General features: G+C 45.0%; 15 protein-coding genes and 2 pseudogenes. 11 read left to right on the forward strand and 6 right to left on the reverse strand.

The genetic code is table 11. From position 1 onward, the window contains the following. Positions 1 to 106 precede the first annotated feature (106 nt). From AU387_RS05725 to AU387_RS05735, 3 genes are all read right to left on the reverse strand, one after another. Positions 107 to 1,294, reverse strand: a complete 1,188-nt coding sequence (locus tag AU387_RS05725; protein ID WP_059335153.1) for a nitrate/nitrite transporter — start codon at positions 1,292 to 1,294, stop codon at positions 107 to 109. A 133-nt stretch (positions 1,295 to 1,427) separates the two neighbouring features. After that, on the reverse strand, positions 1,428 to 3,098 hold the full coding sequence (argS, locus tag AU387_RS05730) for an arginine--tRNA ligase (protein ID WP_059335154.1): 1,671 nt from the start codon (positions 3,096 to 3,098) through the stop codon (positions 1,428 to 1,430). Continuing rightward, positions 3,095 to 3,523: a YwiB family protein gene (locus AU387_RS05735; RefSeq protein ID WP_024123211.1), complete on the reverse strand. Its 429-nt coding sequence runs from the start codon at positions 3,521 to 3,523 to the stop codon at positions 3,095 to 3,097. The genes argS and AU387_RS05735 overlap by 4 nt, the downstream gene beginning before the upstream one ends. Positions 3,524 to 3,834: 311 nt before the next feature. Between AU387_RS05735 and sboA the strand changes: the two genes are divergently transcribed. From sboA to AU387_RS05775, 9 genes and pseudogenes are all read left to right on the forward strand, one after another. Further along, entirely contained in the window at positions 3,835 to 3,966 is a 132-nt protein-coding gene (gene sboA / locus AU387_RS05740) for a subtilosin A (RefSeq protein WP_003222002.1), read from the forward strand. Beyond that, positions 3,923 to 4,063: pseudogene (locus tag AU387_RS22355) on the forward strand (bacteriocin-like protein SboX). The gene sboA and the pseudogene AU387_RS22355 overlap by 44 nt, the downstream one beginning before the upstream one ends. A 37-nt stretch (positions 4,064 to 4,100) precedes the next feature. Further along, a complete protein-coding gene (albA, locus tag AU387_RS05745; RefSeq protein ID WP_044159802.1) occupies positions 4,101 to 5,447 on the forward strand; it encodes a subtilosin maturase AlbA in 1,347 nt (448 codons plus the stop codon). A 12-nt stretch (positions 5,448 to 5,459) separates the two neighbouring features. Beyond that, the gene (albB, locus tag AU387_RS05750; RefSeq protein ID WP_024123213.1) at positions 5,460 to 5,621 is read left to right on the forward strand and encodes an antilisterial bacteriocin subtilosin biosynthesis protein AlbB; all 162 of its coding nucleotides are present in this window, start codon (positions 5,460 to 5,462) and stop codon (positions 5,619 to 5,621) included. Next, positions 5,618 to 6,337 (forward strand): ATP-binding cassette domain-containing protein, encoded by a 720-nt coding sequence (locus AU387_RS05755; RefSeq protein ID WP_059335155.1) that lies wholly within the window; start codon positions 5,618 to 5,620, stop codon positions 6,335 to 6,337. Before albB ends, AU387_RS05755 begins: the two co-directional genes overlap by 4 nt. Continuing rightward, positions 6,330 to 7,643 (forward strand): hypothetical protein, encoded by a 1,314-nt coding sequence (locus AU387_RS05760; RefSeq protein ID WP_059335156.1) that lies wholly within the window; start codon positions 6,330 to 6,332, stop codon positions 7,641 to 7,643. Before AU387_RS05755 ends, AU387_RS05760 begins: the two co-directional genes overlap by 8 nt. Continuing rightward, positions 7,633 to 8,796 carry an insulinase family protein gene (locus AU387_RS05765; protein ID WP_082687857.1) on the forward strand — a complete coding sequence of 388 codons (1,164 nt, stop codon included), beginning with the start codon at positions 7,633 to 7,635 and terminating at the stop codon, positions 8,794 to 8,796. Before AU387_RS05760 ends, AU387_RS05765 begins: the two co-directional genes overlap by 11 nt. Before the next feature lie 5 nt (positions 8,797 to 8,801). Next, positions 8,802 to 10,079: a M16 family metallopeptidase gene (locus AU387_RS05770; protein WP_059335158.1), complete on the forward strand. Its 1,278-nt coding sequence runs from the start codon at positions 8,802 to 8,804 to the stop codon at positions 10,077 to 10,079. Then, positions 10,076 to 10,777 (forward strand): hypothetical protein, encoded by a 702-nt coding sequence (locus AU387_RS05775; RefSeq protein WP_059335159.1) that lies wholly within the window; start codon positions 10,076 to 10,078, stop codon positions 10,775 to 10,777. The genes AU387_RS05770 and AU387_RS05775 overlap by 4 nt, the downstream gene beginning before the upstream one ends. A 6-nt stretch (positions 10,778 to 10,783) precedes the next feature. Here AU387_RS05775 and AU387_RS21040 read toward each other — a convergent pair. Both AU387_RS21040 and AU387_RS05780 read right to left on the reverse strand, forming a co-directional pair. Beyond that, positions 10,784 to 11,138 (reverse strand): annotated as a pseudogene (locus tag AU387_RS21040) (YncE family protein); the annotation flags it as partial. Between the two features lie 177 nt (positions 11,139 to 11,315). Beyond that, on the reverse strand, positions 11,316 to 12,674 hold the full coding sequence (locus AU387_RS05780) for a YncE family protein (protein WP_059335160.1): 1,359 nt from the start codon (positions 12,672 to 12,674) through the stop codon (positions 11,316 to 11,318). A gap of 228 nt (positions 12,675 to 12,902) precedes the next feature. Between AU387_RS05780 and AU387_RS05790 the strand changes: the two genes are divergently transcribed. Together AU387_RS05790 and AU387_RS05795 are read left to right on the forward strand one after the other, a co-directional pair. Further along, positions 12,903 to 14,048 carry a response regulator aspartate phosphatase gene (locus AU387_RS05790; protein WP_044159817.1) on the forward strand — a complete coding sequence of 382 codons (1,146 nt, stop codon included), beginning with the start codon at positions 12,903 to 12,905 and terminating at the stop codon, positions 14,046 to 14,048. Beyond that, positions 14,032 to 14,151 carry a PhrC/PhrF family phosphatase-inhibitory pheromone gene (locus AU387_RS05795; RefSeq protein WP_024123223.1) on the forward strand — a complete coding sequence of 40 codons (120 nt, stop codon included), beginning with the start codon at positions 14,032 to 14,034 and terminating at the stop codon, positions 14,149 to 14,151. Before AU387_RS05790 ends, AU387_RS05795 begins: the two co-directional genes overlap by 17 nt. Before the next feature lie 105 nt (positions 14,152 to 14,256). Here the strand turns inward: AU387_RS05795 and speB are convergent, their stop codons facing one another. Next, positions 14,257 to 15,129 (reverse strand): agmatinase, encoded by an 873-nt coding sequence (speB, locus tag AU387_RS05800; protein ID WP_059335161.1) that lies wholly within the window; start codon positions 15,127 to 15,129, stop codon positions 14,257 to 14,259. Between the last annotated feature and the right edge of the window lie 30 nt (positions 15,130 to 15,159).

A 15,159-nucleotide genomic window follows, 5' to 3' on the forward strand; every position in this document is an offset into this window, starting at 1 on the left:
TCACCTCGAAGAAAAGTCACGTTGTGTATCTATTGTAACGTGAAATCATTTGCGCTTTTCAGAAAAAACTTACAATCTCGTGAATTCCCCAATCGACGGCGGCCCGTCAGTTTACGCTGGGCCCGCTTCTCTCTGTATGTGTTTTCATTCTTTCCTGCCAATACATCCATATGACAATGACAAAGCTTGCTAACGCGACTTCCGAAAGCGCCATAAATCCGATGGCGTATTGTCCCGTCGCCTGAAATACACTCGCCAGGATCAGCGGAGGGAAAAAGCCGCCTAATCCGCCCATGGCAGACACAACTCCGTTGGCGATTCCCGCCTGCTTAGAAAAATAGAAAGGAACCAGTTTAAAAACCGTCCCGTTTCCAATCCCGGAGCACACCGCAACCGTTAACGCCCCAAAGGCGTAAATGCCGATCGTCGGCGAAAACGACAGGATGACGCCCGATAATGTCAAGCCGGCAAAGACAAACATCAGGATGCGGAGCGGACTCACTTTATCAGCCAGCCACCCGCCCGCCGGCCTGAGCAGCGTGGATACAGCAATAAAACCTGCCGTCCGCAGCCCGGCATCCGCAGGACTCAGATCAAACTGCTCAACAAGAAAGTTTGGCAGATAGATTGTAAAAGCGACAAAGGCGCCAAACGTAATAAAATAAAAGAGACTCAGAAACCACAGCACATGATTTCGGTAAACGGCTTTGATTTGAGTCTTTACGGACACCTTCACTTTCTTCTCATGCCGGTCACCGAAGAAAAAGTGCAGCAAAGCAAATAAAGCCAGCAGAACCATATACATTTGCACCGTACTTTTCCACCCCGCCGCTTGAGCAATCACGGGAGCTGCAAATGTAGTGATCGCGGTTCCGATATTCCCGGCACCGTAAATACCGTTTACAACGCCATGTTTTTCTTTAGGATAGTACTTCGGAAGAGATGTAACCCCAATGGAAAAAACGGCTCCCCCAATCCCTAAGAAAAAACCGCCCGCGATTAAATCAAACAGGGAATCTGCCATACTGATCCAAAATACAGGGAATAAAAGCAATATAAAGCTAATCATAAAAATGATCCGCGCGCCAAACCTGTTGGTCAAATACCCCAGCGGAATGCGGAGAAGCGATCCTAATATAACGGGTATGGCCGTTACCAGGGAGATTTCGCCTTTGCTCAAATGAATATCTAATGTGATTTGGGAAATAAGTGACGAAATCAGCACCCAAACCATAAACCCTGCCACCAAGCTTAATGACTGCAGCGATAATTGAAAGTGTTGACGGTTAATCATTCGGCTTGCCCCTTTCACTGATTCAATAATCAGCCTTATCATACAAAAACTCGGCGAAGAAGATTGTGAACTATATCACACGATTTTTTAACAAAAAAGGACAAAGCCCTCTGGCTTTGTCCTTTCAGCTTGATTACATTTTTTCAGGAGCCGATACGCCGATCAATTGAAGCGCGTTGTTCAGCGTGATTTGAGTTGCTTTCATTAAAGCTAAGCGCGCACGGCTTTTCTCTTCGTTTTCAGGGTCGATGACTTTCTCCGCATTGTAGAAGCTGTGCAGAGCTGAAGCCAAGTCATAAATATAGTTCGTCACACGGTGAGGAATTCGTTTTTCCGCCGCTTCCGCCACTGCCTCTGGGAAACCGCCGATTGTTTTCAGCAGATCATATTCTTTTTCTGATTGAATAGGGCTGAAATCAAGATCTGCCGCCGGCTTAAGTCCTTGCTCTTCCCCTTGGCGAAGCATGCTGCAAATACGGGCATGTGCGTATTGCGCATAATATACAGGGTTTTCGTTAGATGTTGATACAGCAAGATCCAAGTCAAAATCCATATGCGTATCAGCGCTGCGCATCGCGAAGAAATAACGCACGGCATCAAGGCCGACTTCGTCAATCAGGTCGCGCATCGTTACCGCTTTCCCCGTCCGTTTGCTCATTTTCATTTTCTCGCCGTTTTTGTAAAGGTGCACGAGCTGAATGATTTCTACTTCCAACGTTCCTTTTTCATAGCCAAGTGCTTCGATTGCCGCTTTCATACGCGGGATGTAGCCGTGGTGGTCGGCGCCCCATACGTTGACCAGCTTATCAAAGCCGCGGTCAAGCTTGTCCTTATGGTAGGCGATATCAGGAAGCAGGTATGTGTATGTGCCGTCCTTTTTGATCAGTACGCGGTCTTTGTCATCACCGAACGTTGTGGAACGGAACCAAGTCGCACCGTCTTCCTCATAGACATGGCCTTTCTCACGCAGCGCGTCCAGCGCCTTATCGATTTTTCCGTTTTGGTACAGTGATGTTTCAGAATACCACACGTCAAACGGCACACGGAAGTTTTCCAAGTCTATGCGAAGCTTTTCCAGCTCGTATTTCAAACCGTACTCACGGAAAAATGCGAGGCGTTCGCTTTCTTCTTCGTTGACGAAACGGTCGCCGTATTCCTCAGCGAGACGCTTTCCGATTGAAATGATATCCTCACCGCGGTAGCCGTCCTCCGGCATCGGTTTTTCCAGTCCAAGCGCTTCAAAGTAACGGACTTCCACAGAAAGCGCCAGGTTGTTAATCTGGTTTCCGGCATCGTTAATGTAGTATTCGCGGCTCACATCGTAACCTGCTTTTGCAAGCACATTGCACAAGGAATCGCCGACAGCCGCACCGCGCGCGTGGCCTAAGTGAAGGTCGCCCGTCGGATTTGCAGATACGAATTCCACTTGAACGCGTTCGCCGTTTCCGATATTTGTTTCTCCATACGCGTCTCCCGCTTCCAATACAGACGGGATCAGCTTCGTTAAATATTGATTGTTCATATAGAAATTGATAAAACCAGGACCGGCGATATCAAGCTTTTCAATAGAAGCCTTTCCTTTATCAAAAGAAGCGACAATCTCCTCAGCGATTTGGCGCGGCGCTTTTTTCGCGATTCTCGCGAGCTGCATCGCCATATTTGTTGAATAATCGCCGTGTGTTTTATCCTTCGGTGTTTCTAAAATGACATTTGGAATCTGGCTTTCTTCAGCCAGTCCCGCTTTCAGAACGGCTGCTTTGATTTCTTCTTTCAGCACGTCCTTCATCTGTTCCGCAATGTTCATGCGTGAGTTCCTCCCTCATACGTGATCGTCATATTATGTAAATGCTGCTGCTCGTCTCCGACATGCATATCATATGCGATACTGATACGGCCTTGTTCTTCGCCGAGATCAGATTGAATCGATTTTGTGCTCGTTTTCAGCTCAAGCTCACCAAATGACATTTTATATTTGGCGATTGTGGAAGCTCCAGTCACGAAACGCTGGTTCATTTTGACAGCACCTGATCTCATGACAAGCACTTCGCCTTCGCTTACTTTTACAATCGTTTTCACTTTGCCTAAGTCGTGTTCTTCATAATAAGATAGATACACTTTATTCTGTTTCACATAGTAAAATCCGGTGGTGCGGAATTCGATCACTTCTTCGTTTCCGTCATCCTCGATCACAGATTTCACATGGATTGTTATCGGTGTCTCTTGCTTCATTCTGACACGTCCTTTTCATCTTTCCACTTTGACTTGAATAGTATAATCATTCGGTTTGTAAACTTCAACTGCTTCTATCTTACCATCATTGCTCATCAGATTTGAAGATAAACCTCAGAAAAAGCAATTCCTTTATAGAAGAGAAAATCATACCACTGATTACCTTTAGGAAATATTACATTTTTCCGAATTCTACCGTTCTCAATTCACATTTTCTTCAAAATATATGTATTGAAATGGTAATTTGATAGTTTTAATATAAAAGTACATCAAAGATCTGCTAGAAAAACAAAAAAAGGGAGGATTCAATTATGAAAAAAGCTGTCATTGTAGAAAACAAAGGTTGCGCGACATGTTCAATCGGAGCCGCTTGTTTAGTGGACGGACCTATCCCTGATTTTGAAATTGCCGGTGCAACAGGTCTATTCGGTCTCTGGGGATAAGGTTCTCCGGAAAAGGGCATAGTAAATTACTATGCCCTTTTTAACTAAAATACAAATTTTAACTAAAATCTACATCTTGGTTATACATACACAGTGATTTTTATATTTGAATCATATGTATAGGGGATGGTATTTTGTTTATAGAGCAGATGTTTCCATTTATTAATGAAAGTGTAAGAGTCCACCAGTTGCCTGAGGGCGGTGTACTGGAAATTGACTACATGCGTGATAACGTCTCGATCTCTGATTTTGAATACTTAGATCTCAACAAAACGGCTTACGAGCTTTGTATGCTGATGGACGGTCAAAGAACGGCTGAACAGATTTTAGAAGAGCAATGCGCAAAGTATGATGAGTCGCCGGAAGACCACAAGGACTGGTACTATGACATGCTCAGCATGCTTTTGAACAAGCAGGTCATTCAGCTTGAAAACCGGGCCCGCTTTCACAAAATCGCCACAAGCGGAAGCAATGAATTTCCGATGCCGCTGCATGCCACCTTTGAGCTGACGCACCGCTGTAATTTAAAGTGCGCCCACTGCTATTTAGAAAGCTCGCCGGAAGCGCTCGGCACCGTATCCATTGATCAATTTAAGAAAACGGCTGATATGCTGTATGATAACGGCGTTTTAACGTGTGAAATCACAGGCGGCGAAATTTTCGTCCATCCAAACGCCAATGAGATTCTTGAATATGTGTTAAAGAAATTCAAAAAAGTCGCCGTCTTAACCAACGGAACGCTGATGCGAAAAGAAAGCCTGGAGATGTTAAAAGCCTATAAGCAAAAAATCATCGTCGGCATATCACTGGATAGCGTACAGTCCGAAGTGCATGATTCATTTAGAGGGAGAAAAGGCTCTTTTGCCCAAACCTGTAAAACGATAAAATTGTTGAGTGATCATGGTATTTTTGTCAGAGTCGCCATGTCGGTTTTCGAAAAAAACATGTGGGAAATCCACGATATGGCCCAAAAGGTGCGCGATCTCGGGGCGAAAGCGTTCTCTTACAATTGGGTTGATGATTTCGGAAGAGGCAGAGATATTGTCCATCCGACGAAAGATGCCGAACAGCACCGCAAATTTATGGAGTACGAGCAAAATGTCATTGATGAATTTAAAGATTTGATCCCGATCATTCCGTATGAAAGAAAACGTGCGGCGAACTGCGGCGCCGGCTGGAAATCAATTGTGATCAGCCCGTTCGGAGAAGTACGCCCGTGCGCACTCTTCCCGAAGGAATTTTCATTGGGAAATATATTTCATGATTCATATGAAAGCATCTTTGACTCCCCTCTTGTCCATAAATTGTGGAAAGCGCAGGCGCCGCGGTTCAGCGAGCATTGCATGAAAGACAAATGCCCGTTCAGCGGCTATTGCGGAGGCTGTTACTTAAAAGGGCTGAACTCCAACAAATACCACAGAAAAAACATCTGCTCCTGGGCGAAAAATGAACAATTAGAAGATGTGGTCCAGCTTATTTAGGAGGGAAACAATTTGTCACCAGCACAAAGAAAAATGTTACTGTATATCCTTTCATTTATTTTTGTCATCGGCGCGGTCGTCTACTTCGTAAAAAGCGATTATTTGTTTACGCTGATTTCTATCGCCATCGCCATAATTTTCGGTATGCGCGCGCGGAAGGCTGACTCACGATGAGCATTTTGGATATACACGATGTATCCGTGTGGTATGAGCAAGACAACGTCATCTTAGAAAACGTAGATTTACATTTAGAAAAAGGCGCCGTTTACGGACTGCTTGGGGTAAACGGCGCCGGAAAAACAACGCTGATCAATACGCTGACAGGGGTAAACCGCAATTTCAGCGGGCACTTTACGCTGTGCGGCATTGAAGCGGATGCCGGCATGCCGCAGAAAACATCAGATGAGCTGAAGACCCGCCGCTACTTTGCTGCCGATTATCCGCTTCTATTTACAGAAATTACGGCGAAGGACTATGTTTCTTTCGTTCATTCTTTGTATCAGAAAGTTTTCTCAGAGCAGCAATTTAACAGTTTGGCAGAGGAATTTCACTTTTCCCAATACACAAACCGGAGAATTTCCGAGCTGTCTCTCGGCAACAGGCAAAAGGTTGTGTTGATGACTGGGCTATTGCTCGGGGCTCCCCTGTTTATTTTGGATGAGCCGCTTGTCGGCTTGGATGTGGAGTCAATAGAGGTCTTTTATCAGAAAATGCAGGAGTATTGCAAGGCAGGCGGAACGATTTTGTTTTCTTCCCATTTGCTCGATGTGGTGCAGAGATTTTGTGATTATGCGGCCATTCTTCATCACAAACAGATCCGGAAGGTCATTCCGATTGGAGAGGAGACTGATCTTCGGCGTGAATTTTTTGAGGTGATCGGCCATGAATAACCTGTTTCCGATTCTGTCATTGCTGTTCAAACAGCTTTACGGCCGCCAAGGAAAAAAAGACGCCATTCGCATCACCGCAGGGCTTGCCGTTTTGGCCTTGTTTGAAATCGGGCTGATCCGCCAGGCAGGCATTGATGAATCAACCTTAGGAAAAACATACATCACGCTCGCGCTTCTGTTTATGAATGCGTACATGGTGTTTCTCTCTGTTACATCCCAATGGAAGGAATCTTACATGAAGCTGAGCTGTCTATTGCCGATCTCTTCCCGGAGCTTCTGGCTCGCTCAGAGTGCGGTTTTGTTTGTTGATACTTGCTTGAGAAGGACGCTGTTTTTTTTCATATTACCGCTGTTCTTATTCGGAAACGGAACGCTGTCCGGAGCACAAACCCTGTATTGGCTCGGCAGATTTTCGTTTTTTACTGTCTATTCGATTATTTTCGGCGTTTTGTTAAGCAATCTTTTCGTCAAAAAAAGGAGAACGGCACTCCTGCTGCATGCGGCGGCATTTACCTGCGTGTGCTTCAGTGCGGCTTTGATGCCTGCCGTGACGATCCCGCTATGTGCGATTCATATGCTCTGGGCTATTGTGATTGACTTCCCTTCATTTTTGCAGGCGCCTCAGCAGCAGAGCAAAATGCATTCTTTTATGCGGACATCAGAATTTTCGTTTTATAAAAGAGAATGGAACCGGTTTATTTCCTCCAAAGCGATGCTGTTAAATTATATTGTGATGGGGGCATTCAGCGGCTTCTTTTCGTTTCAGATGATGAACACCGGCATTGTCGATCAGCATGTCGTCTATATCGTGATCAGCGCTCTCCTGCTGATCTGCTCACCGATTGCTTTATTGTATTCTCTTGAGAAAAATGACCGGATACTGCTGATCACGCTTCCGATTAAACGCAGAACGATGCTTTGGGCGAAATATCGCTTTTATTCCGGTTTATTGGCCGGCGGGTTTATTTTGATTGCCATGATAATGGGCTTGATCAGCGGCCGGCCGATTTCACTTTTGACTTTTTTGCAGTGTATGGAATTGCTGCTGGCGGGGGCTTATATTCGGTTAATTTCAGATGAAAAAAAGCCGTCCTTCAGCTGGCAGACGGAGCAGCAGCTCTGGAGCGGTTTCTCTAAATACCGTTCCTATGTATTTTGTATTCCTCTTTTTTTAGCTACTTTAACAGGCACTGTTATTTCCTTGGCAGTCATTCCGATTGCCGGGCTGATCATTGTCTATTTACTGCAAAAACAGGATGGTGGTTTCTTTGATACAAGCGGAAAAAGAGAACGGCTTGGAAGTTAACCTGCTGACGACTGATCAATTTTCAACCATCTCGATCGCCGCGAGCTTTCTGAAGCCGATCGAAAGCGCGGCGGAACCTGAAGAAGAAACGATCTATTTTTATGGCGCGGCTGCACACCAGAAGCAAAACATCATCGACACTTTCGGCTATGCCGCCGGCCGCCGCTTCATATATTCAGCAAATCTCTTTTTTGACCGGCAGCTGAAAACGTACGGAACCCGCATGATTCATCCGTTATATGCTGAGGGATTTCATACAGATGCTGTTCTGAACACCTTTGTTGACATGTCCTCCTTTCCGGCTTCTCTTTCTGCCAGCGCAGCGGAAAAGGCAAAAGCCGAACTGCTGCTGAAAATGGAAAAGACATTCGCTGACCCGTTCTCCTATTCAGCAGCCCGTCTGGCGGAGGAAGCCTTTGGAAACCCGATGTACGGCACTGCCATGTTTGGCCGGAAAGACAAGCTTATGGCTGTGCATCCTAAACGTTTTCTGGATGCGTCGGAATTTATCGCTGATTTATTTTCTCAGCAGAAACAGCTGAACATATTAGGAAACATACAGTCATGTGATGTTCAGGGACATGCCCCACAGGCGTCCGCAGTGTCTGCTGTAAGAAAACCCGTGAATCAGGATATTTTCGAAACAGAGACACGCAGCACAGCAGGTCCGTCCGTTATGACACTTGGCTTTGACTGCGGGGACATGAAAGATGTCCGCGATTATTTAGCCATCCAGCTGATAGACGGATTGCTCGGCAAGTACGGCCATTCCGCTTTATTTCGGCATTTTCGCGAAAAAGATCTGGCCGTTTATCATGTGATCACCCGCTATGACATCATGAGCAATATGCTGCTTGTTTCCGTATGCACCGACCAGCTTCATGAAAACGAGATTCCTCCAAGAGTTTTGGAAGCTGTATCGCGTTTCCACGCGGATGAACCGGAATTAAAAAAGGCACAACAATTTTTAATCAATGAAATCCTGCTGCAATTTGATTCTCCTGAAGGACTCTTAGCCTATATGGGAATCCTGCGCCGTTTCTCTTGCAAAAAAGAAGACTTGCTGGACAGCATCTCAGCAGTCACGTGCCGCGATTTGCTGCAATTCATCAAAAATCTTACATATATCGGAGCTCATGTAGTAAGGGGATGAGAGATATGGAAAAGGAAGCCTTTTTTCAACAGCTGGATGAACGAACCGATATCAGATACACAGACAAGGGAATGAAAATATTCAGGTTACAATTCCCCCGCGCCCATTTAAGACTGTGCAATGTCAAAACCGGCTTTGGAAGCCGAGATGTCCGCTTACAGTCAGAAACCGGCAGCCGGATGCTGCCATATGGCACAGCGCACTTTTTAGAACATCTCCTCTTTTGGCATAACGGCCGGAACCTGTATACTGATTTTTTTGAACACGGCGCGCTGTTGAATGCGTTCACCACTTACACTGATACAAATTTCATGTTTACCTCATTGCCGGATCGGCTCAGACAAACCATTCCAATCCTGCTTGACGCTTTATGGAACCACTCGTTTGACGAGCAGATCATTGCTCAGGAAAAAGCCGTGATTACAAGTGAAATAGATACGGCGCTTCTCAACCACCAGCTTCATTACCATTATCAGCTGATCCAGATGCTGTCTCCTGCCTCACCAGCCGCAATCTTCCCCGCAGGCAGAAAAAGAGACATTGAGGCTCTGTCGATCTGTGATCTGCAGGAAGCCTATGCTGCCGCCTACCAGCCCCATCGGATGACGCTGTTTCTGATTGGCGGCCCAGAAGATGCGGAAACTCTTTTGCCTTCTCAGCTCAGACTGGAAAAGTGCTCTGGCAGCCGCTCTGACAGAAAGATCGTCCCTGCGTGCCCTCCCCTCTCATCAAAAGAGGTAAAGGGTGATCTGGAGCGGCCGGAAGACACTTGGACCGGAATACAAATCGGGGCGCTCCCAGGAGAAAACGGACTTTTGACCTTGAAGCTGTATTGGGACATTGCCTCTCGCATCCTGTTTCACATGGATTCGCCGTTTTTTCAAGAGATCCGGCAAACGTACCGCTTGAATATCCAAAGCCTGTCAGCGGATGTTCACTTATCAGAGGATGGCGGCTTTTTGATCCTTCACAGTAAAGGGGCGCATTCTTCCGCATATATCGATGTGGCATCTTACTATATCACGCAGCAGAAAAACCGTACCGAAGCCTGGCTTGAGTACGGCAAGGATTCTTTAGTCAACGCGATCATCTATGACTGTGATTACGCGCGTAAATGCTTTGAATGGGCGGCAGAATGTGAACAGTACGATTGCTCGTTTCTCGGCCTTTACCGCACCATTCAGCAGATGAATTCTCATGATTTCTTGGCTCTCATTGAAGCAATGGTTTCTTCTAACAAAGCAGTCATTCATGTACCCCAGAAAGAAGTGATGAGACAATGAAAAAAAGCACTGTCTTTATTTTATTATTGCTGCTTGCGGCCATGGCGGCTTATTCCTTCGGCTGGTTTCACTCAGGTGCCGAAGCCGCGGGCCAATATGTACAGCTGATCAAAAATGACGCTGCCCGCCTTGGGCTGTTGGCTTGTGCCGCTTCCGTACTGATGCTTCCCGCCTTTCTCTATCTTCACTACGTGACGCAATCTGTCAAAAACATGACAGCAGCTTTTCAGAAACTCACACAGTCTCATCAAAGCTGCTGTGACTTTCAGCATCGCAAGCTGTGCAGCCGTTATGCCGACGATGTAAAATTGCTGCGCGACAGCTATAGGGGCATCCGCCAATCATATGTGATGGCTGCTGTATTGTATCAGGTCATCGTTTTCGGCTGCATGTTCGAAATCGTCAAGGCCGTTCACTTCAGCTTTCATACGTCCCCTGCCGTTACAATGGGGCTTGCGGTGTTACTGATTTTGTATTTATTGTTTTATTTGCGAACGTACTTGCTGCAGCTTTTTCAGCATGGAAACCTGTTCCGAAAAGTGCTTGTGGGAGTGCTGACAGGAGCCGGGATTTGGTGGATGCTCAGTTTTACTATAAGTGAACTGCTGTTTCTGATCATCTTAGCTGCCATCCAGCAGATCGGATCTTTTATTTATAAACGATTCTCTTATCGCAGCCCTGCTTCTCTCGATCTATAAAAACATCTACATTGCAATCGAGGACGGACCGGCGCCAACCGGAATGACCGTCACGGCTGAATCATCACTCGTGCGGTACACGGTCACTGCATTGTCGCCGGGCTTTGTCGGATGTTACTGTGAGGTTATAGACATTAGGAAGAGACACGTTTGCAATTTCCTTTGTGCGGCAGTATTAACGACATATACATTGTTAATGAGAAACGGTTCACTATAAGACTCTGGAAAATAAGCCCTAGTACTATCCAGAGAACATACAATTGTCCTCAAAGTTTCAAATAGGCGGTCAAAGCCACCCCCTGCTCAAGGGTGACAAACTGATCTCTGTTACACCCTTCGGTCCTAGTTCACCATTCATCACGTCTGTACTCCATGTAACCGCAGTGACTGCCTCCGCAGGATCAACGACAAACCCCTCAGGCACTTCAATCGGCACTTGAAATGGCGCTTCACGGCTGGCATCTTCATCACAAAAACAGAAAGATCATTCTTTTTCATGATTTCTCATCCCTTTTAGAAATGCACAATATCCAGTTGATTAAATCGCAATGTCACTCGGTGAAACGCCAAGCGATATGACAGTTTCCACAGAATAATCATCCGTGTTGTAAACAGTGATGCTTTGCTCTATAAAATTTGTTGCATACAGAAACTCGCCATTCGGGGTAAACGCAATGTCTCTTGCCAATTGCGGAAGATTTCCTATTACGCCTGCACCACTTGGACTGACGGAATATAGATTGTGAGTGAAATCATCAAACAAATACACCCCTGATCCGCTCTTGAACATTCCATATTCACCTTCATACTCCAGCTCTTGGGTGCTGCTGATCGTAAATGTATTCAAATCAATCACCGTCAAATAATTGAAAAAGAATTCTTGTTCTAATACATAAAGGTAACGTTCCGGCCAACCCGTTTCTAGGGCATTTACGATAAGATCCCGTTCAATAGTTCCTGTCACTTCACCTGTGTTTAAGTCCAATCTTTGCACTGAACCGAAACCAAGCAGATACGCAAACAATCCATTTGGATCAATTGCAACATCAAAGCCTTCAAAAGGAATAGACCTTTCAACAGTTAAGGTTTCAATTCCTATCACATTTATGGCACCACCAGCGACAACGTAAAAAAATTCGTGTCCAGGTATAAAAGATATGGATTCCGGCGGCTGATCCAGCAAAATAGAAGCTGTAACACTCAATGTGTCTTGACTGATGACAGAAATGACACGATCATAGTAATGCAAAACAAACACAGAGGTGTTATCTGGCGCCTTTTCTATCCTTGTAGGTTGGTATGGAAGAGAAATCGTCGTCACAACAGTATGAGTGTTGGTATCAATCACAGAAACCGACTGATCATCTGGATTCGCTGTGAACGCATAAACGGGTTCGGGCTCCGGCGCAGGTACAAGCACAATCGTTCCCGTCACCGATAATGGACTGCCGTAAAATGGCGGGACGACAACAAGGTTCTCGATCGTAATGTCACTGACATCCGGACAATCATCCGGTTCATCAGAATAATAGACAACTTGATCGATCTCCACATTGTGAATGACAGAAACAGCCCCCTCCCCTTGTCCATATTGGTTTCGCACAGGTGAGACACTGACCAGAAGCGTAACGGTTCCCTGCAGGCGGACTGCAAATTGAACACCGATTTCATCAGGCTCAGGCCCCGTCTCAATTAAGCAGCGTTCACTGACACAAGAAAGGCTGTCTGCATTCCACGTGACGTTTGCAACAGCTTCAGCCGGATCAACGACAAACCCCTCAGGCAATTCAATCGGCGCTTGAAACATCGCTTCACGACTGGTTTCTTCCTCACAAAAACATAAACAATCTTGTGCAGCTTCTGCTTTTTCTTTAAAGGAAAGCTTGTTTTTCCTCATTTCATCACTTCCTTTTCAGACATACACTGCTCACGCAGATACAACAGAATATGGAAGGTGAATGCATTTGCTTGTACAAACAGCCGAGGGTAAAAGCTGTTTTTGAAGAAATTCCGGCCATCATGCGGTGTAACGAAAGAAAAGATTGCGGTTTTTTTGCGCTTCTCACAAGAATGATGATGATAAAATATGACATATATAGAATAATGAAGGGAGGGATTTTCAAACGTGACAAGTGTCATATCTTCTTCTTCCGTTGGAGAAAAGATTAATGAATGGTATATGTACATACGCCGATTCAGCATACCGGATGCGGAATATTTACGAAGAGAAATCAAACAAGAGCTGGATCAAATGGAAGAAGACCAGGATCTTCATTTGTATTATTCACTGATGGAATTCCGGCACAATCTGATGCTTGAGTATCTTGAACCGTTAGAAAACATGCGGATAGAGGAACAGCCGCGACTGTCCGATTTGCTGCTTGAGATTGATAAAAAACAGGCTCGTTTAACCGGACTGCTTGAATACTACTTTAATTTCTTCAGAGGTATGTACGAACTGGATCGCCGGGAATATATATTAGCCATTCAATTTTTTAAAAAAGCAGAGAGCAAACTGACTTTTGTGACAGATAAAATTGATAAAGCTGAGTTCTTTTTCAAAATGTCAGAAGTTTATTACTATATGAAGCAAACTTATGTGTCCATGGACTATGCACGTCAAGCCTTTGAAATATACAATGAACAAACTACATATGATATCAGAATGATTCAATGCCAATCCCTGTTTGGAGCTAACTTTTTGGATCTGAAACAGTATGATAAAGCAATTGCCCATTTCCAAAAAGCTTATACACTTGCTGAGGCGGCACAGCAGCCGCAGCTAATGGGAAGAACGCTTTATAATATTGCACTTTGCAAGCAAAACCAACACAGTCTTGAATCAGCGATAGAGTATGTAAAAAAATCTATTCATGTATTTGAAGAATCGAAAATGGTTCCTTCACTGCCACAAGCTTTTTTCCTAATTACACAAATTTATTTTAAATTAGGCAAGATTGATAACGCTTGTGAATATCATAAAAAAGGAAGAGATTATTCAATAGCTGCCGGAGACACTGTGTACTTAACGGAGTTTGAATTTTTGGAATCTTTATACTTGTCTGGACCTGATGAAGCAGCAATAGAAAAATGTTTTGTTTTCCTTGAAAGTAAAATGATGTATGCTGATATTGAAGACTTTGCACTCGATGTTGCTAAGTATTATCATCAGCAGGAAAATTACAAAAAAGCATCTACTTATTTTTTAAAGGTTGAAGAAGCAAGACAGCACATTCAAGGGGGGGTGAATTTATATGAAATGGAAGTATAAATTATTACTCGCTTGTTTAGCTGTGAGTGCTGTATTTGTCACAGTAGAAGTATCAAATTCATCTACAGAACATTTTGATGTTGCACAACGTGCTATGATCTAAGACCGCCTTTATCGGCGGTTTTTTTCGTCCCCTCTTTCCACCTTGAATAAGATGTTTGCAAAGCATGAGAACAAAAAACATCCAGACAAAGTCTGGATGTTTCTCTTATTTCACAAACCCAAGCAGCATTTCACGAATGATTTTGCTGGCTGTGTTTGCCGTTTGCTCTGAGTGGTCGTAAATCGGAGCTACTTCTACTAAATCAGCGCCCTTTACGTTTACCTTTGAGCGCGCGATTTCATGAACAGATGCAAGCAGTTCTTTAGACGTGATGCCGCCTGCGTCAACGGTTCCTGTTCCCGGTGCGTGAGCAGGGTCTAATACGTCAATGTCGATTGTGACATATACCGGACGGCCTGCCAGCTTCGGAAGAACCTCTTTCAGCGGCTCAAGCACTTCAAACTTAGAGATGTGCATGCCGTTTTCCTTTGCCCATTCGAACTCTTCTTTCATACCGGAACGGATTCCGAATGAATACACATTTTCCGGGCCGATTAATTCCGCCGCTTTACGGATCGGCGTTGAGTGAGAAAGCGGTTCTCCCTCATAGTCGACGCGAAGATCCGTATGTGCATCAAAATGAATAATCGCCAGGTCAGGAAATTTCTTGTACATTGCTTTCATGACAGGCCATGACACGAGATGCTCCCCGCCCATACCCATCGGGAATTTTCCTTTTTCTAAAATACTGTCCACATATTCTTCAATCATATCAAGACTTTTTTGCGGGTTGCCGAATGGCAGCGGAATGTCGCCGGCGTCAAAGAAGTTCAGGTCCGACAGATCAAGGTCCAGATACGGGCTGTATTCTTCAAGGCCGATTGACACCTCGCGGATTCTTCCAGGGCCGAAGCGTGATCCCGGACGATAGCTCACCGTCCAGTCCATCGGCATGCCGTAAAGGATGGCGTCCGCCTCTTCCCACTCTGGACGGCTCGCGATAAATACTTTTCCTGAATAAGCTTCATCAAATCTCATCTATAAAACCCTCGCTTTCCTTTAAAAAAG

The organism is Bacillus halotolerans (assembly GCF_001517105.1).
Classification (GTDB): Bacteria; Bacillota; Bacilli; order Bacillales; family Bacillaceae; genus Bacillus; species Bacillus halotolerans.

What these genes read in the sequence shown, in the direction of transcription:
- AU387_RS05725 (WP_059335153.1), bottom strand. Translation starts at nt 1,294, where the DNA reads ATGATTAACCGTCAACACTTTCAATTATCGCTGCAGTCATTAAGCTTG.
- argS (WP_059335154.1), bottom strand. Translation starts at nt 3,098, where the DNA reads ATGAACATTGCGGAACAGATGAAGGACGTGCTGAAAGAAGAAATCAAA.
- AU387_RS05735 (WP_024123211.1), bottom strand. Translation starts at nt 3,523, where the DNA reads ATGAAGCAAGAGACACCGATAACAATCCATGTGAAATCTGTGATCGAG.
- sboA (WP_003222002.1), top strand. Translation starts at nt 3,835, where the DNA reads ATGAAAAAAGCTGTCATTGTAGAAAACAAAGGTTGCGCGACATGTTCA.
- AU387_RS05755 (WP_059335155.1), top strand. Translation starts at nt 5,618, where the DNA reads ATGAGCATTTTGGATATACACGATGTATCCGTGTGGTATGAGCAAGAC.
- AU387_RS05760 (WP_059335156.1), top strand. Translation starts at nt 6,330, where the DNA reads ATGAATAACCTGTTTCCGATTCTGTCATTGCTGTTCAAACAGCTTTAC.
- AU387_RS05770 (WP_059335158.1), top strand. Translation starts at nt 8,802, where the DNA reads ATGGAAAAGGAAGCCTTTTTTCAACAGCTGGATGAACGAACCGATATC.
- AU387_RS05775 (WP_059335159.1), top strand. Translation starts at nt 10,076, where the DNA reads ATGAAAAAAAGCACTGTCTTTATTTTATTATTGCTGCTTGCGGCCATG.
- AU387_RS05780 (WP_059335160.1), bottom strand. Translation starts at nt 12,674, where the DNA reads ATGAGGAAAAACAAGCTTTCCTTTAAAGAAAAAGCAGAAGCTGCACAA.
- AU387_RS05795 (WP_024123223.1), top strand. Translation starts at nt 14,032, where the DNA reads ATGAAATGGAAGTATAAATTATTACTCGCTTGTTTAGCTGTGAGTGCT.
- speB (WP_059335161.1), bottom strand. Translation starts at nt 15,129, where the DNA reads ATGAGATTTGATGAAGCTTATTCAGGAAAAGTATTTATCGCGAGCCGT.